General features: G+C 28.7%; 19 protein-coding genes. 1 reads left to right on the forward strand and 18 read right to left on the reverse strand.

Going from position 1 to position 17,728, the window contains the following annotated elements; genetic code table 11:
- Window positions 1-158: 158 nt before the first annotated feature.
- On the forward strand, window positions 159-1,142 hold the full coding sequence (locus ACYUEX_RS06620; protein WP_460287177.1) for a MerR family transcriptional regulator: 984 nt from the start codon (window positions 159-161) through the stop codon (window positions 1,140-1,142).
- A 299-nt stretch (window positions 1,143-1,441) separates the two neighbouring features.
- Here ACYUEX_RS06620 and ACYUEX_RS06625 read toward each other — a convergent pair whose 3' ends face one another.
- From ACYUEX_RS06625 to ACYUEX_RS06710, 18 genes are all read right to left on the reverse strand, one after another.
- Entirely contained in the window at window positions 1,442-1,612 is a 171-nt protein-coding gene (locus ACYUEX_RS06625) for a hypothetical protein (protein ID WP_460287178.1), read from the reverse strand.
- 78 nt (window positions 1,613-1,690) lie between these two features.
- On the reverse strand, window positions 1,691-2,227 hold the full coding sequence (locus tag ACYUEX_RS06630; protein ID WP_460287179.1) for a hypothetical protein: 537 nt from the start codon (window positions 2,225-2,227) through the stop codon (window positions 1,691-1,693).
- A gap of 59 nt (window positions 2,228-2,286) precedes the next feature.
- Window positions 2,287-3,096 carry a P-loop NTPase family protein gene (locus ACYUEX_RS06635; protein ID WP_460287180.1) on the reverse strand — a complete coding sequence of 270 codons (810 nt, stop codon included), beginning with the start codon at window positions 3,094-3,096 and terminating at the stop codon, window positions 2,287-2,289.
- 169 nt (window positions 3,097-3,265) lie between these two features.
- Entirely contained in the window at window positions 3,266-3,802 is a 537-nt protein-coding gene (locus ACYUEX_RS06640) for a hypothetical protein (RefSeq protein WP_460287181.1), read from the reverse strand.
- A gap of 116 nt (window positions 3,803-3,918) precedes the next feature.
- Window positions 3,919-4,824 carry a hypothetical protein gene (locus ACYUEX_RS06645; protein WP_460287182.1) on the reverse strand — a complete coding sequence of 302 codons (906 nt, stop codon included), beginning with the start codon at window positions 4,822-4,824 and terminating at the stop codon, window positions 3,919-3,921.
- A gap of 63 nt (window positions 4,825-4,887) precedes the next feature.
- A complete protein-coding gene (locus ACYUEX_RS06650; RefSeq protein WP_460287183.1) occupies window positions 4,888-5,592 on the reverse strand; it encodes an alpha/beta hydrolase in 705 nt (234 codons plus the stop codon).
- Between the two features lie 152 nt (window positions 5,593-5,744).
- The gene (locus tag ACYUEX_RS06655; RefSeq protein ID WP_460287184.1) at window positions 5,745-6,257 is read right to left on the reverse strand and encodes a GrpB family protein; all 513 of its coding nucleotides are present in this window, start codon (window positions 6,255-6,257) and stop codon (window positions 5,745-5,747) included.
- A gap of 152 nt (window positions 6,258-6,409) precedes the next feature.
- Window positions 6,410-7,492, reverse strand: a complete 1,083-nt coding sequence (locus ACYUEX_RS06660) for an LCP family protein (protein ID WP_460287185.1) — start codon at window positions 7,490-7,492, stop codon at window positions 6,410-6,412.
- Window positions 7,493-7,734: 242 nt separating this feature from the next.
- Window positions 7,735-8,274 carry a hypothetical protein gene (locus ACYUEX_RS06665; RefSeq protein ID WP_460287186.1) on the reverse strand — a complete coding sequence of 180 codons (540 nt, stop codon included), beginning with the start codon at window positions 8,272-8,274 and terminating at the stop codon, window positions 7,735-7,737.
- A 76-nt stretch (window positions 8,275-8,350) separates the two neighbouring features.
- The gene (locus ACYUEX_RS06670; RefSeq protein ID WP_460287677.1) at window positions 8,351-8,791 is read right to left on the reverse strand and encodes an NUDIX hydrolase; all 441 of its coding nucleotides are present in this window, start codon (window positions 8,789-8,791) and stop codon (window positions 8,351-8,353) included.
- Between the two features lie 105 nt (window positions 8,792-8,896).
- Window positions 8,897-9,742: a hypothetical protein gene (locus ACYUEX_RS06675; protein ID WP_460287187.1), complete on the reverse strand. Its 846-nt coding sequence runs from the start codon at window positions 9,740-9,742 to the stop codon at window positions 8,897-8,899.
- A 94-nt stretch (window positions 9,743-9,836) separates the two neighbouring features.
- Window positions 9,837-10,202 carry an ASCH domain-containing protein gene (locus ACYUEX_RS06680; protein ID WP_460287188.1) on the reverse strand — a complete coding sequence of 122 codons (366 nt, stop codon included), beginning with the start codon at window positions 10,200-10,202 and terminating at the stop codon, window positions 9,837-9,839.
- 501 nt (window positions 10,203-10,703) lie between these two features.
- Complete coding sequence (locus tag ACYUEX_RS06685) at window positions 10,704-11,942, reverse strand: DUF6179 domain-containing protein (RefSeq protein WP_460287189.1); 1,239 nt, start codon at window positions 11,940-11,942, stop codon at window positions 10,704-10,706.
- 8 nt (window positions 11,943-11,950) lie between these two features.
- The gene (locus ACYUEX_RS06690) at window positions 11,951-12,421 is read right to left on the reverse strand and encodes a DUF6323 family protein (RefSeq protein WP_460287190.1); all 471 of its coding nucleotides are present in this window, start codon (window positions 12,419-12,421) and stop codon (window positions 11,951-11,953) included.
- 133 nt (window positions 12,422-12,554) lie between these two features.
- Window positions 12,555-13,535 (reverse strand): permease prefix domain 1-containing protein, encoded by a 981-nt coding sequence (locus tag ACYUEX_RS06695; RefSeq protein WP_460287191.1) that lies wholly within the window; start codon window positions 13,533-13,535, stop codon window positions 12,555-12,557.
- A 3-nt stretch (window positions 13,536-13,538) separates the two neighbouring features.
- A complete protein-coding gene (locus tag ACYUEX_RS06700; protein WP_460287192.1) occupies window positions 13,539-13,865 on the reverse strand; it encodes a PadR family transcriptional regulator in 327 nt (108 codons plus the stop codon).
- Between the two features lie 303 nt (window positions 13,866-14,168).
- The gene (gene abc-f / locus ACYUEX_RS06705; protein ID WP_460287193.1) at window positions 14,169-16,193 is read right to left on the reverse strand and encodes a ribosomal protection-like ABC-F family protein; all 2,025 of its coding nucleotides are present in this window, start codon (window positions 16,191-16,193) and stop codon (window positions 14,169-14,171) included.
- A gap of 944 nt (window positions 16,194-17,137) precedes the next feature.
- Window positions 17,138-17,590, reverse strand: a complete 453-nt coding sequence (locus ACYUEX_RS06710; protein WP_460287194.1) for a hypothetical protein — start codon at window positions 17,588-17,590, stop codon at window positions 17,138-17,140.
- Window positions 17,591-17,728 lie beyond the last annotated feature (138 nt).

Raw genomic sequence — 17,728 nt, forward strand, 5'->3', positions numbered from 1 at the left:
TATGGATAGTCAATAAGTTAATTTACTAAAGTAATATTCCCGCCAAATACTGATATGTATAAGTTTTCCACCGTGGTATAATATTTTTGTAACCTATTTATTAATAATTATAATAAAAACTGTACATTAGGGTAACAGTTTATTTGGGGAGATTTTGTATGAAAATAAATGAAGTGGTTAAAAAAACTGGTCTTAACAAAAGAACTATTCATTACTACATAGAAGAAAATTTAATTACTCCGGAAGTTAATTTAACTAATGGGTATTATATATTTTCAGTGGATGATATTAATAAATTGAAAACTATAAAACAATTACGATTAGCTGAATTTTCTATCTCTGATATTCGTTGCATATTGAAATATCCTAATACAATTCATTTTTATATCCAAAGACAAACCGAAAAGCTAGAAGAAGAGTATGTTTTGCTTGGTAAAAAAATTGAATGCTTACAGACTTTAAATAATAAATTACCCTTATTTGTTTCTTATGATGACTTAAGTAATCATATTGAAAATATTATTTTTCCAACACAAAAACCTACTTTAAATATTTCAAATAATTTAAATGATTCTAAATTAATTTCATTATATTTGTGGGGTAATTTTTTATATGATCTTCCAATGACTGAATATCGTCAGTTTTTATGGGATAAAACTCTTAAAACAATGGCTGATATTAATGACTCCAATATTGTTTTATTAAAAAAGTATCTATATTCCCTTTCAGCCTCTGAAATAGATAAGGAATTTACAAAACGTAATATTCATATAAACGAGGTATGTAGTATAAATAAATCTGATTATGAAAAATACGTAAATAAAATGAAATTGCAATTATATGAAATAGTAAAAGAACCTCAGCATCAACTTCAATGGAAAAATGCTTATTATTCTTACTTTTTACCTAGTATTTGTATTTTTGATTCTCAAGTTAATCAGTTAATGACTGAATTAAGTCCTCGCTTTTCAACTTATAGTGAAAATATACATGAGTGTTGTGAACTATTATATCAATGGCTATATACAGAAAAGGGAAATTCATTAAGAATAGAACTTAATGATAGGCTTAATAATTATATTAATATAAAAGACTATCATCATGGTCAGTTAGCAGCATTAGCTAATTTTAGTAGTTTATAATAAAATAGTGGACATATGTAAGTTTACTTATTCCGTCGCCTCGCTCCAAGTCAACGCAAACTTACATATGTCCACATACAAACTGAAGGTAAGGAAAGTATAAACTAAATCTACTTTTCCACTATCAAAAGCACCATTTATCCATATAATCATTTTCCACCGCATAAATTTAAACAATCTTATTGATAAATTGAAATTTGTAGGACTGTTAAAATTAAATATTTTATATAAAAAATGAATAGAATGATAATAAATCATCCTATTCATTGAATTATCATTTGTTAGATAGAGCTATTTTTTTACTTTACTGCAGTTAATGCGTCATTCTTCTTTTTAATTGATGTATACAAGCAACATAATGAAATCAAAGCAATATTAACAGCATACATAATTCCTGACTCGATTCCACCAGTTAAAGTTGCAATCACTCCACTAAATGTAACTACTGATAATGCTAATTTTTTATTCACTCTATATAACACCCCCCTTTCTAAATAAGTCTTTATATTAATTATCGACAAGAATTTAATTATTCAACAAATTGGAATTTAGCAAGTTAAAAAGGATACAATCTCCCAAGCATAATTCTTTTCTTTTCTTTCCCATACCAAAGAAAGCTCTATATATTTTCTAAAATTTCTATCTCTATATTCGGCTGGGTTATCTTTAATCTTGAAAATATAACCACCTCTAGTAATTTCTAATGTATCATAAGGCAATTCATATTTTGTATTGTTCATATCTTTTGGAAACTTACTTTGAGAATACATCTTTTCTATAGATCTAGAATCCGGTGCTCCAATTCCAATTATATAACCTCCAATTTCCCCAACAATATTAAGAGTATTTTCATCACCACCGTCATTAAACATTTTACCGTTATCAAGTTCACATGAAATTATGTCACCTAATGAAAAAGAATTTAAATCTAATAAAATTTTATAACATCCTTCTGGATGAACTGCTTTATTATCATTCATCCAATAAGTATTATATGTACCCTCTTCGATAAAGAAAAAACAAATTTCAGAATTTTTATATACTCTAAATAAACCAACAGGAGTTTCAAATTTATCTACAATCATATATGTTCCCCTTTTCAAATTCCTATTTTCCAGTCTAATCTACATATTGAAATTTGTACTTACAATCCATATATAAAATTCTTAAGTTTTTTATGTGTTTCCTCCCAATTTTCAAATGGATTTTCAATTATCATTTTATCTATGTTAAGATTATTTAAAATAGATAATTCTATTTCCTGTCTTGCTTTTAAGCATTTAACATACCCATCAAAACCTTCATATCCACAGCCCTTACCATATCCTTGTGATGTATGGTATTTTATTACTTCATCAAGCCATTTCTTTTCTCTCTCTTTTGAAACATCTTGTATACGTTGTTTTATATTGGTATTTTTAAGATATATAACTACAGGATTAAGTTGTTTTATGCGCTGATAAATATTATCTATATAATCATAAATCCCTTCAGTTTTCATATTAAATCTCATCATTGTCTCACAAAGTGGATTTTGTAAGAAACAACAATCAAACACATATATATAATCATTAGTCATTGCTGTTTTACTGAAATCTTCCCATTTGTTAATCATTACAGGATATTCTTTATCCCATGGGAGCATATCATATATCTTATATTGAATTACCTTATTAAATAATTCTCCGCCAATATTAGTTAATGAAATTACATATCCATTACTTTTATGCTCAGAACTACTTAATAGTATATCTTTTTCAGCCGTTGAAAATCTATCCAAATCATCATTAGTTACAAAAGCATGAAAGTTATAATCTGCTGGATGGTCAGGTGCTCCCTCTGGGAAATGTAATGCCTTTTCTCCTGATGTACTTATTAAGTTTGATATAAATTCACTCGTGGAAGTTTTTCCAGTACATGGCACACCTTCTACTATGAATAACCTATTTTTCATAATTCTCTTACCTCACATATTATATATAATCTGATTAAAACTATTCGCTAAATATTTATCCCCCTTACAAATTCCTATTTATCTAACTAATATTAAAATACTCTTTATTTCATATTATATTATTTTTTGAAATTGATTTAAATTCCTTGATAAATTGGAATTTGTTAATCTATTTCTGCCTTATCCATGTAATATTATCTAATTTTTTCAACAAATCTTGCCATTTCTCCTTATTATTCCAAATAATTACTTCTTTATCGAATTTTCCGAGAGTGACTTTCCATATACGTTTTTTATTTCTAAACTCGTCTAAATTATAAAATCTCCATTCGATGCCATTAGTATAAATAACCTGTTTGTAAAAATCAATATGTCCGTTTAACTGTTCTATATAGTCTTCCCAATCCAAATCTAAACCTATATACTTTATCTCAACTGCCCCAAGAATAGCTGCATTCTCACTTTTTTCTCTTGTCCTTATCACAAAGTCCGGAAATCCTGCGTCTCCTTTAAATGGTCTAGAAAAATCAGTTTTCCGTCGTACAGAAACATCTCTTAAAGAAATATCCCCACCTTGCTTACTCTCTCTAATAATATAGGCAATTACTGAGTATAAATCGCATTCTACTCGGTTTTGAGCTTGTATTAATTCAATCTCATCTTTATATAATGTGAAATTATTTGCTAATGACACATGTTTTCCCATCTTGTTGCATCTCCTTTATAAATTCTGATTTGTATATTTCATTGTTTATAAATGTTCTTCATAATTAATTATAAACAACTCGATAAATTCCTATTTTCCAATCTACATATTGGAATTTAGCTGTGTATTGCTTTAATATATCGTGTATTTTTTATAATCAAATCTGATTTCCACCAATTCTTGCTAATGTTCCATTGTTCAGGATAATCTGTCCATGACCATGTAATACCCCATGTACCATCTGATTCTTGAGTATTTAAAATAAACTCACATTCATAATCGCATATTTCTTTATTATCCATATAGAAATCACTTGTTTTAGTGCCTATGAATAAAGATGGCTTACATACGTAGTCAACTGCCCACTTTGATGTGTCGTATGTTATAACATGTTGAATCTGTTCATGTAGTAAAGCACTGAATTCCTCTATATCCAAAAGATCATTCATTGAGCTTTCTTTTATATACTCATACAATTCAACAAAGCAAGAAACAGTGTGCATAGATTCCATAGGAAAATGTAACTTAAAATAACTATATGCTTCTTTAGCAAGAACACAGGCCAATTCAAAAAGTTTGCTATTTTTATCTTCAAATTTCAATATAAAACCAATAAGGCATGCTGTAGGATTATATGATGTTTCCTGATGGGGCTCGAAACTCCACCATGGTGCATGAGGATAATCATTGTTAGTAGCCACTGTATTTGACCATGTATGTCCATCAAAATCATTTCCCAATGACAAGTAATTTAATACTCCTTGTATAATTGGGTGATTTTTATCATTCAGATTTATCTCTTTAATGATTTCCGTGGCAACCCATGTTTGCACTGGAGATGAATTAGGATTCCAACAATCTGGCTCAAGTGCATTCCCAAAGCCTCCATCCTCATTTTGGTATGCAATTAACGCTGTCAGAACATCTTCCTTGCTCCCGTTTTCAAACAGGTATTTCCATCTTGCTATATCAAGTGGTCTAGCATTCTTATAAATAAAGTTTCTAGCCTGTTCATAGTACATAATCAAACCTCCATTTAGTTTCTATGATAAATTCCTATTTTCTAATCTACATATTGGAATTTATTAATCAATATGCTTTCGTAACCAATGCTTGAATACATTCAACTGTTCTTTTGTATGAAAATAATGTTCTCCTGCGTCCATGATTTCTAATCTACAACAATATTTTTTAACAAAATAACTAATAGTTTCAAATTCACACAATTCATCCTTTGCTCCATACATAATATCTGTATCTGTATTCCATGTATTAATAGGATGTTGTTTTACATAACAGAAGTAATCCCAATACAGCTTTTGACCAATGGGTGTTTCTATAGTCATTTCCTTTTGCAAACGCTCTGGTGTTACATTAAACCATATCATCATATTTTCAATAATTCTTTCCATATTAACTACTGGCGATAAAAATAATGCCTTTCTCAAGATATCATTTTTATACGCTAAAAGACTAAAATAAGCTCCCATACTACATGCAAACAAACTCACTTCTTTCCAATGTTCTTTTGCATAGTTCATAATTATAGATAAATCACTAACGCAAAACTGTACTTTGCAAGGAGTACTATCATTTTTTCTTTCACCATGTTCTGGTAAATCAAAACTTAGCACTTGATAACCTTTTTGATGTGCTTCTTCAGCTAAAATTTGAATCACAACATCTTCCTTGTTTGACATATTTCCATGTACTGCAATAAAAAGTTTTTCACTCTTTTCTCCCCACAAAACTGCAGGAATATTACTAATATTAAATTTATCTTTAAACATATTTCCTCCATAATTTATAGAGGTAAAACCCTCCATAAAAGCTCTTTATTTTTCTTGTTTATCATAATAAAATCCTCCTTTCTCAGTTAATTCTATATAAAGTCTGTTAACTGCAAATTTACTATTTATAATACTCAACCTTAAACTGGAATTTATTTTTCTAAACCACACTTCCTATATATATCTAAAATTACTTGTTGCTTTCCTCTAATATAAGAATCAATATCTTGATGATATTTTAATGCCATTTTCTTTTTTATTTCACCATATGTATCTCTTTCTTTTTTATGATTTCTAAGATAATCTCTAAAAGTAATATGACGATATAGTTCTTCATTATCTTTATTACATACATATAAATGATGTATCATTAAATGCGGCTTATTAATATATCTAAATGCCTCTCTACCGTGTATGCCTAAATCCCCTTCATATATATAACCAATACTTTCTAATAATCCCTTAACCTCTTCAAAGTTTTTATCAATCACAATATCAATATCTATAATTGGTTTTGCACATAATCCTTCTACTGATGTACTTCCAACATGCTCTATTGAAATAATTTTTCCTGATAAAACTGTTAATAGTTCATTCTTTATACTTTTAAATTTCTCTTTCCATATTGGATTATAATCTTCTACTACTACATATTTAGTCTTCATCAATAGTCTCCTTTACAAATTACTATTTTTCTTATTCATATCATCTTCTAAAGAGTAAAAACTGTTATTATATTAAAATAATAACAGTTGTTGTTTTGCTTATAATATATTACATTACTTTAATTATCTAAATTTTCTTTTTAAATTTAATTCTATTCACCGAATCCATCATATTCATAATAAATACTTGTATCTCTTTCAGTACTTCTATTTAATATAAAATCTGGTAGAGTATCATTAAAAATGAAGTCGTTAAGTATTAATGCATTTTTATATCTATCCATTCTTAAAACTAAATTTCCATCTACTTCTTCATCTACACAAAGTTCTGGCGCTGGTATGCTAAGTTGTTCCGTATCTAAACTTGGGAATTTAAAAATAGTATATGCCATATTTAAACATTCAACAAGCTCCATATTAGTTCTAAGATAATCTAACATCTTATTTGCTATCCCAAAATACTTAATAGGATTAGTTTTCTGTAGCTTTTCAGCGACTTTAGAAAGTACTTCTCTTTGTCTTTCAGCCCTTTCAAAATCATCTCCAACACCTTTTCTTATTCTTGCATAAGATAAAGCTTGTTTACCATTTAAGGTTTGAAGCCCTGGTTTCTCTACTGAACAATTATTTCCACCAGTATCAATGCCTATGTACTTGTTTAATTCGTGTAATTGATATTGCTGAACGTCAATATCTATTCCACCTATTTGATCAATTATAGATTCAAAACCTACAAAATTTATCATTGCATATTTTTCTATATTTAAATCATAATTATATCTTATGGTATCCATTACAAGCTCTGGTCCACCTAAACTAAATGATGCATTCATCTTATCTTCCCCATAGCCTGGAATATATACTAATGCATCTCTATATAGAGATGTTAATTTCACTTTTTTATTATTACTATCTAAAGTTGCAATAATCATAGAATCTGATCTTTGATCTCCTGAATCAAAATTTATTCCATCAGCACCAATTAATAATACATTGGTAATTCCATCAACTTCCTTATAGTCAATAGTTTCTTCCTTTGGTTTAACAGGAGTTTCTACATCTGTTACCACTGTAGGTTTATTTTTTCTATATATCTTGCCTCTAACATATAAGTATCCTGACCCAATTAATATTAAACAAACCATAAATAACGAAAAAACAATGATAAAAATTTGTTTAGACTTATTTTTAATTTGTTTACCATTTTCAATTTGTTTACTGTTTTTATTTTTCATCATATCCCCCTTCAATAATCCCCTTCATAATTTGGCTTAGAATCACTATTTTCTGTCTTGACTGGAGAAGTTGCTCCTTATATTTACAATTAATTATACTACAAAATATGGTAAATCAAAATAATACTACAGTAATATAATATTGAGAATAAAAAACAGTCTTAAGGTATTTAAAAGGAGTTACTTCCCAATAAATTACTATTTTTCAACCTAATCTACATATTGGAATTTATATTAATAATCTATCTATAAATAAAATCTTTAATTTCATATGGTATAGGAGACTTATTTGCGAAATAATACTCTGCAATGGCATCTTCTAAATAGTCATAAATATCATCGTCTGTATATGCTAATCTTAATATATCAACTTGACTATCAGCAATTTCGCCATTAGCATATTTACGGGCATAATTTCCATTATTCTTTATATAATCTAAAACCATTCTTATTTTTATATTTTTTGTTTCGTCAAACAAACCACAGTTCACTAATTCTTTCTTAATAAAATCGCAGAACCACTCAAAATTATCATCCCAGTTTATATTTCCATTACCTACTGCTTCATTTCTTAACTTTTCTGTCATTCTAAGCATTTCCCCTTGAAGATTATCAGCTTGTCCCGACTTAGGAACCATATTTATCCATATATATTTACACTCTTCGAAATGTCTTTGTAAATAACCTTTTACTCCAATTTTCTCTACTACCTCATACTGTTTGCTCCAATCAATTCTATCATCATTGTTTGTAAAGTTATCTGATTTTTCTGCTTTTTCCATACATATCTTCTCCTCAACAAATTACTATTTCCATTACTCACCCTTAAATTGGAAGCTGTCGGGCTTTGTAGTATGCTCATTTTGTTGATTGCCACTTTCTCTCTGCAATAGAAAAACAATCCCGTAGTATTGGATAAGTTAATTGATCCGGCAAACAATCGAACAATCCTATTTTTCCCATCTCACTGTAATTTGGCAAATCACCTATATTCTGTACAATTGCAAAATACACTTGTCCATTTCCTTTGAAATGCCAACCATTCTGTATACCGTTTATATAGTAATCACATAATGGTTCAATAATAAATTCAACAGCTCCGGTTTCTTCATAGAGTTCTCTTTTTGCAGCCTCTAACGGTGTTTCACCAAGTTCAATATGACCACTGGGATGTTCCCATGTATCTCTTTCTTTATGCATACAAAATATCCATTTTCCATTATATATTGCCATTATATCAGCTGAAAAGTAATCCCCAAGTGCATTAAAAGGATAAATTTTAATTTCTATTATACTCACCTCCAAACCTAAGACAACTAATCTTCCCAACAAATTCTAATTTGCGCGTCAGTTACAAGCAGATGCTTGCTTTTATGGATTCATAAGTTAACTCATTTATAATATTTAACGGAATCTTACATGAAAAATTCTATTTTCTGGAATGAACCCACTGCTTATCAACGTTGTAATGCTCTCTGTATTGCCATACCAACATCCTGCAACAGGGATTAACCCTTGCTGGATAGCAATCTTGCTCAGGTTTATCATTATACTTCTGCCGACGCCTTTCCTTCTATGCTGTGGAAGTGTGAAATTGCCTACGTCAACATTTTTCTGATTATTTATCATCTTACCTATACCACCATATCCTAATGTCTCCTTATTGTTTGTGATTTTATAGAACTTGAAATTTCCATCTTCAAAGCAACCTTCCCATTGCTTCTCAGTAAGACTGTTCATTAATTCATATTCACTTGGACTTACCTCTTTCACACAATTCATGCCATACTCCGCTTCACGTTCAGACTCTCCATAAATAAAGTTAAATGCCTGCATATCAAAAAATGTTTTAAGTGAATTCATCTTTTCAAATGCAAGTCCAACATAATGTGAGTCATTGCTTGCAACAATGGCTGCTTCAATCTGAAAATCCTCCATTACTTTATTGAATATTTCTATTGATGCTCGGCGTTTTGAAGGAATCACATAAAATCCTCTTAACATTTTGCCATTGTCCCATGAAGTTCCAACAGAGAAAAATCCTGATTCTTCATCATTGCAAATGATGAGATATGGTTCTCCTTCAAACATAATAGAATTATGAAAACCATCATTTTTATATCCAAGTTCATCAAAGTAGTCTGTATAAAGATTCTGTATTTCACTCCATTTTGTTTTATTTACTGTAATATCGTTCATTTGCTTGTTATTCCTTTCGATTATAAAATTAACCATGAGAACCTGCCCCATAAGGGCATGATATTCTAATATAAATTTCTATTTATATTACTTAACCTTAAATTGGAATTTCTCAACGTATTTTAATTTTGCATTGTAGGTTATCTCATTTTGAGAATACAACTTTAAAATCTTCAAAAATTACAGGCATATTTTCCGAGAACTCATACCCAAGTTCTTTCCCATCCTCCATAAAAAAATGCATATGTCCTTTTTGCCAAGATTCTAATGTATCATCTTCACCTTCACGCTTACAAATATCAAATGTTATTTGATTAAATGGTAATATTGTCACAGCTGTTGTTTCAATTACACAGCGAGGATTGCCGTTCCAATCAGTAACAATACTATAGTCACCTACCTGTGGAATTCTATCTCCTTCAATTTTATATGCCAACAAGCTACTTGCTGTTGCTTGCTTTTTACCGGACAATACCATTTCTAATAATTCATTTGCTAACTTCTCTGTCAACTCAAAATGAAAACACTCTATATACTGTGTTGAAGGCTCCTTATTCTTAACATATAAAAATTCCTGCCAAAACTCATCTTTATTCAAATCCCATCACCTCTCAAAATATAAATAATCTGTATTTCAAATTCCTATTTTGTCTATTAGTTAAATATAAAACTACTTCATAATTTAATATATATCAATGTAACTTTCATAATATTATAATAACATATTTTCCATTTATATCTAAATATTCTTTTAAAAGAATTTCATACTATAAATGGAATATTACTTCATATAGGTATTCACAGAAATAATAAAAGCTATAGCAAACCATAAATTTTATAGTTCACAATAGCTTTATGTATTAAATGGAGCTCCTTCTCATATGCGTTCCAAGGAGTAAGTTCTAAATCATAGATTTAGATTCTCACTTAAGTAGTTACCTTATTTGTTTACTTAGTAACTACTTAAGCTGAAACCTTTTCTGTTAAGTCTCCATCGTCTGTTTTTATAAACTTATTTTCTTATATAATTCCTAAATCTTATTTCCCATTCTGAATTAGAAATATATCCTTCACCTTTACTATCTAAATAATCCTTTAATAAATATATTTCTTCCTTTGAAAGTGTTTTAAATAATTCTAATGCTTCATCATCCCAAAAGCATAGGCCTAATACTTCTACTAAATCACTTAAGCTATGAACCGCTTCTTTCACCATTGCAATCTTATCAGAAATAAATCTACAATCTTTTATTTCATTTATTAAATTGCGTAACTTTTCATTGTCCATAGCATCATTATCTATAAAATCAATTTCATTTAAACCCTCTTCATACTTAAAGCTTAAAAATACATTATCAATATTTCCAGTTGATAATCCAACTTTAATTCTAGGATAAATCTCTATAGCTGTTTTTTGAATATATTCTATCTTTTCATTATCGATTATCCCTAAAGTATCGCATACCCTCTTTGCTGAACTTTTTAACTTATCTAAAATCTCAGCTTTTGATAAATTTCTAAAAGTCCTTAATAACATTTCTCTTTCCATATCTGAAATCTCTAAGGATAATATATCCTCTCCTAAAATATCCAGCCCTACTGCATTTGTTAGTATTGGCTCAAAAATATTAATTAATAGCCCTTTATAATCAGGACAATAGCTATTTAACATATATATAACTTTATCCTTATTAAAATGTTTGCAAAACTCATTTTCGATAATCAAGGATTTTAAATATTCATTTATATACTGAATTCCCTGTAATTTTTCTGATACTGGATTAGAAAGTTGATAATCTATAGAACAGTCTATCTTATGAGCAAAGAATCTATAATCATATTTTTTAAAGAATTCTCCTATTTCCTTTAATGTATCATTATAAGATATGTTTTCTATATACGGTGAATTTTCTTTAACCTCTTCTAATAACTTCTTTCCCATCTCAATCATAAAATCTATTTTGCTCCAAGAAGCTTTTAATAAATGGCTTATATCTTCTCCTAGCAATACTTCTTTTTGATTATTTGATCCCTGTAATTCTAATTCTATTGAAAAACAAATTGAATTAAGTAACTCTTCAGCTACTTCTATTGGAACTGATGTACTATCACCCATTGTATATCTTTCAGTATGCTTAGATAGTAAATTCCACATTTTTAATTCAATAAGCATTCTATCTTCTTCACCCAGGTTTTTATCTATTTGCATATTATCTGAAAATGACAATAAACTTATATTATTTTCTTCCATAATGCCTCCTAAAATTCATGACCATATATATCTGTATCATCAACCTCATATCCGTATCTTGTATCTCTGCAAAGCTCTTCTAAATTAGTTCCACTTAAATATTCTACGGAGCCTTGGCATTTTCCATCAAAATGTCTTTTCATAAACTCAATAAGTTCATCATCAGATATCTGATCCACAGCCTCACTTTTAAAGAAATAAAAAGACTCTTGAATCTCCATTAATGTATCTTTGTAATTCTGTTGCATTATATAAGATGAATCACAAAAGGCTTCAACTAGCTTTTTCAAAACACCTTCTGAAAACTCAATTCTTCCTGTATCTTTTAAAGACTTAAAACGATTTTCAACTAGCTCATTAATATCTTCATTAGATAATGTTAAACCATATTTACTTGTCATTTCATTACAACTTTTCAGCTCTATTATCGCTTGTTTTTTTTGAATATCTTGAAGTGCTAAACTAATATTTTTATTCACACAGATCACCTCTAAACTTACTGTACTCCTTATTTAACCCTACTTCAAGACTTGAATTTTTCGCAATTTTGTGGTAATATATAATTAGAAAAAAGTAATCTCTAGTTAAAAATTTTAACTAGAGATTTTTTTATTATTCCTCTATTCCTTTTAGTGATTTATATATACTACAGAAAATCCCAAATAAAATTCCTACTGCAGGAAAGACCATCCATGAAGTCCCCCATCCATTAAAGGCAAAACCCCATATAAAAAACACAATTGTGGTTAATGGCCAAACTACGCTAGCTACTGCACCTATAACCCTATCTCCTTCTCTTGATTTCTCACTATACTCTCCTTGTTTTAAAAGCTTTTTGTGTGCATTATTACATGCACTTACATTAATAAAAAGAAATACAGCCACTGCAACAATTAAAACAAGTACTGTAGTTCCGTATACATAGCCCGCTTCACTTATCATTCCACCTATGAAAATTGCTATTGGCGATAAAATGCAAAGTGCCACTCCTATAATAGTCCCAAAGGTTACCTTTGATTTTAATCTTTCAGACTCCGCCTCAACCATCATTTTAGCATTACCCTCTAAGTTAAATAATCCTTTTTCAATATACTTATACTTTTCCATTAAATTTCCTGAGAAAATAAATAGTGCTACAGCAACTACTACAAGAACTAAAAGTATACTTACTGGAATAAAGCTTACCTTGTCTTCATTTAATCCATTAAAGATTATCCCATCCTCATGTAATTGAAAAAATAAAACTAAAAATGATCCCCCAAGCATACAAAGCATAACCCCTATACTCACAAGGAAATTACATCTTTTTGTATCCTTTAAAAAACTTCTTGCTCCTTCTAAACTAACCTGAGGCAGCTCATTGTCTTTATTTATCTCATTTGTTTCAATTCCAAACTCTTTTATTATTTCATCTATATTGCCAAATTCAGAAATTACAATACCAACGGCTTCATTTTCAGTTTTGCCCTCACTTTTAAGTTCTGAATACTTTTCTTCCATATTCATTAATATATCTTGCTTTAACTTCTTTAGCTCTTCTGTCCTTGGTAAAGTTTTAAACATATTCTCTACGTAAATCTTTATTGTTTCCACCTCTTACAACTCCTTAACAAATTTATTTATTACATTTTGTGTAAGCTTCCATTCTACACATTTTTCCTTATAAAACTCTCTTCCCTTTTCTGTTATCTTAAAGTAAGTTCTTCTTTTTCCAAAGGTTTCATCCTTAAAGTAAGATTCAACAAATCCATTTTTCTCTAGTCTACTAAAAGCTGAGTAAAGAGTTGTTTCCTTAATAACATATTCTTCGTTAGTTATATTTCTTATATTTTTTGAAATTTCATAACCATAGGAATCTCCCTCTAAAAGAATGCTTAATATTATTGTATCGTTGTATCCTCTGATTATGTCACTACTAATCAAATTATCACCCTCTTAAATTACTACTACGACAGATATAGTTATTACTTCATCTATCGTAGTAATGTAATAACACAATTACTACGACAGGTAAAGTACTTTTTAAAAATTTTTCCAAATTACTTTTTCTAGTATTTACAAAAAATAAAAGGGATCCTTCGATCCCTCTTAATTCCAGTTTTAAATATTATATTTTGACTATACAATTACATTTCTCTAATTATATATAAAAAAGCCATTACAGTTAATTTTCACCGTAATGGCTTTTATACAAAATTCAATAAATAATAGACCTGAAATACAATGTTAGCTATTAAGACTTAACCATATTTCCATAACAGCATCTAACTCTTCTATTAATGCTTCTTTCCTTGCGTACAATTTATTAAGCTCATCATAATGCATATTTAAGTCAGCCATAGCTAAGTCAATTTCTTCAATCTCTCCTTCAAGAGCTTCTACCTTTTTTTCAACTTTAGCTTTTTCAGCCTCTTTCTTTTTGGTTTCATCAAAATTAGTCTGCTTCTTAAGCTTTTTCCCATTTTTATTTTCATCATTATTGTTTAACTTCTTGCCATTTTCAGTCTTCTCTTTTTCATTATTCTCAGCCTTTAGCTTTAACTCCTCTTTTATTTCTTTATAGTAATCATAATTTCCTGGATAACTAATAAAGCCATTTTTTTCAATTGCAATTACTCTTTTACTTATTTTATTAATAAAATATCTATCATGAGATATGAAAAATATTGTTCCTTTAAAGTCTTCTAAAGCCTCTTCAAAGGTTTCTATTGAATCAATGTCAAGATGATTTGTAGGCTCATCTAGTATCAATAAATTTACATCCTCATATAATAGCATACTAAGCTTTAGTCTTATTCTCTCTCCTCCAGATAAGTGCTTTACTTTTTTAAATACACTGTTTCCAAAAAACATAAATTTAGATAAATATTCACGTGCTTTTCCTTCCAGTATTGAAATATCTTCTCTAAAGCACTCTAGAACAGTAAGTTCCTCATTATTAAAGGTAATTTTCTGTGGCAAATACCCCACCTTTACATTAGAACCTAATTCTACTACCCCTGCATCTTGCTGTTCTTCACCTAAAATCATCTTAAGAAAAGTAGTTTTACCACTACCATTAGGACCAATTAATGCTGCTCTTTCTCCATAATTAATCAGTAAATCAACATCTTTTAAAATAACCTTATCTTCAAAAGCTTTAGAAAGTCCTAAAGCCTTTATTGTCTGATTACCAGATCTTTCACTTTCCTTAAAATTAAGCTTCATAGTCTTTCTTTCAAACTTTGGTTTTTCAGTTCTTACATATCCACCTCTAGTTCTATAACTATTATTACTTTCTGTATCACTATTTAACATCTTATCAAGTCTTTTTTCTAAACTTGCAGCTCGCTTAAAGAATTTATTATTATCTGCCCTTATTGCCCAGTCCCTAAGATCTTTTATGGTGTTTTCTATATTCTTAATTTCCTTTTGCTGCTCTCTATATTGATGAAACTGTTCAATCATATTTTCTTCTTTTTGCTTTGCAAAATCAGAATAATTACCTTTATAGGTCTTGCTTTTCATATCTTCAATTTCTATAATTTTTGATACTACATTATCTAAAAAATATCTGTCGTGAGATACGATAATCACAATACCATTGTAGCTCTTAAGATAAGTTTCAAGCCATTCAATTGAGTCCATATCAAGATGATTTGTAGGCTCATCTAATAGTAATATATCTGGATTATCAATTAAAAGCTTACCAAGGATAACTGTAGTTTTTTCACCACCACTTAACAAATTAAATTCTTTATTTAAAAAGCTTTCACTAAATTTTAATCCTGTACAAATCTTTGATAACTTCTCTTCAGTACTATATCCACCTTTAACTTCATAAGCTTCAACTAATTGGCTATACTGCTTTAAAGCTTTTTCTAAAGTTGCTTCTTCTAAAAATTTCATTTCCTTTTCTAATTTACGCATTTTCTTTTCTATGCTATAAACTTCTTCAAATGCTAACTTTAAAACATCAATAACCTTTATACAATCTTCATACTGAGGGATTTGTTCAAGATAAGCACAAGTAGCTTCTTTTGGTTTATTAATAAAACCTTCATCATAACCTGGACTTGTAGCTCCTGGATATCCTACACAATAATCCATTGGTAATATTCCAGCTATTAACTTTAAAATAGTACTCTTTCCACTTCCATTAACTCCTACTATACCAACTTTCTCACCTGAATATACTTGAAAACTTATATCCTTAAGTACAAGAGTTGCTTCCATATATTTTTTTACATTAATTAACGATAATTCAAACATAAAAATTCCTTCTTTCATCCATTACTTCTTTTAGGCATCTTCAAAAAATAAATAAGTCAGAATGCTCGTCTATTTTGTGTTATACTGCGTCAACAGAACCCTTAGATAGTGATACTATCTGCGGAACCTATTTCCTTGTCTAATCCAAAATATACTTCCCATCTTTGACTTGTTATTTATTTTCAGATGCCTTAATCCTCTAAATGGATAGACAAAGAACATTACTAACCTTTATATTTTATTAACTTAACACCTAAGTGCTCAATTAAGGACTAAAAAATAATTAATCTATCCCAATTACTTTTCCATGTATAATTTACGTCCACATAATTCTACAATGTAATACTTAATCTTTTCATATGTCCTTAATTTTGAAAAATAAAAAAACTGTAAGAAGCTCTTATCTTCCTACAGTCTGAAAATCTTTTATTATCCTATAAGTTTCAACAATAAAACTATACTTAAATTAATGGCAATACATAAATATTGCACACTATTAATATAGAAATCTTATTAAACATATATACTATAATTTATAATCTTGAATTTCAGTAAAGTAAGTTACCTTCTAACGCCTTATTCCATAAAGAGTACAACAATTAAACCTAAATAATTAGGCAAATTAAAACTCATTATAAAATACATATTAAATTAAAATAATTTTAAATTATATTTCAATTAATATTAGCAATTAGCTGGTGTCATAACTTACTATCCCCTTTCAAGATATTTTTCTTTATTATACCACATTTTGTATATTATTCAATTTATTTTATATAATTTTTATTAAATAATTTATTGTTGATAATTGAATAAATTATGCTCAAAAATTTCAATAGAAATATAGTTACTTTGAACTAAGTCCAATATATCTGATGCATTTAATTCCAGCTTATTTTTTAGACAAATTGGAGTTTGTTATAACCTCTCTACCAAAGATTTATTTATCTACTTAATAGATATCTCCATTTTAAATTGGCTGCAATGACATATGTAGTCATTTGTTCATTTAATATATATCTTTCTACTTCTTCTTTTGGATTGAAACCCTCAGTATCTGCCCAAACAATTAAATTGTTATCTCTGCCCATTATCAAATCATTGCGTATCTCTAAATAGCAATCGAAAATGTCACAACTATAATACTCTTGCCAACCTGCTACATGAAATTTTTTCACATTAGTAAACAATAATTCCAACATAATTCCAGTACATTGGCTTTGGAAAATCATATGAAGTTCTCTTTCTTCAGATGTTCCGAAACACATACTTCTTTCTTTATCTACATATGCACCACTTTTATAATTCAATTCAACTAAGCATGAATCATGAAAACCACAATATTCTTTAAGCAAATAGTCAATATCTCTTTGTTCTTTAACTTCATACCATTCCATAAAACAAGCTCCTCCATTGACTCTTCATTTATCTTTTTATTTATAATCTATATTTAAATTAACTCGACAAAATTGGAATTTAACAATATTGTATAGTTATTATCTATTCAACAAATAAGCATCTATATATGATTTTTA

The organism is Clostridium sp. CTA-7, assembly GCF_054768095.1.

Excerpts from the sequence above, each read along its gene's own strand:
- ACYUEX_RS06620 (WP_460287177.1), top strand. The coding sequence starts at position 159 with ATGAAAATAAATGAAGTGGTTAAAAAAACTGGTCTTAACAAAAGAACT.
- ACYUEX_RS06630 (WP_460287179.1), bottom strand. The coding sequence starts at position 2,227 with ATGATTGTAGATAAATTTGAAACTCCTGTTGGTTTATTTAGAGTATAT.
- ACYUEX_RS06635 (WP_460287180.1), bottom strand. The coding sequence starts at position 3,096 with ATGAAAAATAGGTTATTCATAGTAGAAGGTGTGCCATGTACTGGAAAA.
- ACYUEX_RS06640 (WP_460287181.1), bottom strand. The coding sequence starts at position 3,802 with ATGGGAAAACATGTGTCATTAGCAAATAATTTCACATTATATAAAGAT.
- ACYUEX_RS06645 (WP_460287182.1), bottom strand. The coding sequence starts at position 4,824 with ATGTACTATGAACAGGCTAGAAACTTTATTTATAAGAATGCTAGACCA.
- ACYUEX_RS06650 (WP_460287183.1), bottom strand. The coding sequence starts at position 5,592 with ATGTTTAAAGATAAATTTAATATTAGTAATATTCCTGCAGTTTTGTGG.
- ACYUEX_RS06655 (WP_460287184.1), bottom strand. The coding sequence starts at position 6,257 with ATGAAGACTAAATATGTAGTAGTAGAAGATTATAATCCAATATGGAAA.
- ACYUEX_RS06660 (WP_460287185.1), bottom strand. The coding sequence starts at position 7,492 with ATGAAAAATAAAAACAGTAAACAAATTGAAAATGGTAAACAAATTAAA.
- ACYUEX_RS06665 (WP_460287186.1), bottom strand. The coding sequence starts at position 8,274 with ATGGAAAAAGCAGAAAAATCAGATAACTTTACAAACAATGATGATAGA.
- ACYUEX_RS06675 (WP_460287187.1), bottom strand. The coding sequence starts at position 9,742 with ATGGGGCAGGTTCTCATGGTTAATTTTATAATCGAAAGGAATAACAAG.
- ACYUEX_RS06685 (WP_460287189.1), bottom strand. The coding sequence starts at position 11,942 with ATGGAAGAAAATAATATAAGTTTATTGTCATTTTCAGATAATATGCAA.
- abc-f (WP_460287193.1), bottom strand. The coding sequence starts at position 16,193 with ATGTTTGAATTATCGTTAATTAATGTAAAAAAATATATGGAAGCAACT.
- ACYUEX_RS06710 (WP_460287194.1), bottom strand. The coding sequence starts at position 17,590 with ATGGAATGGTATGAAGTTAAAGAACAAAGAGATATTGACTATTTGCTT.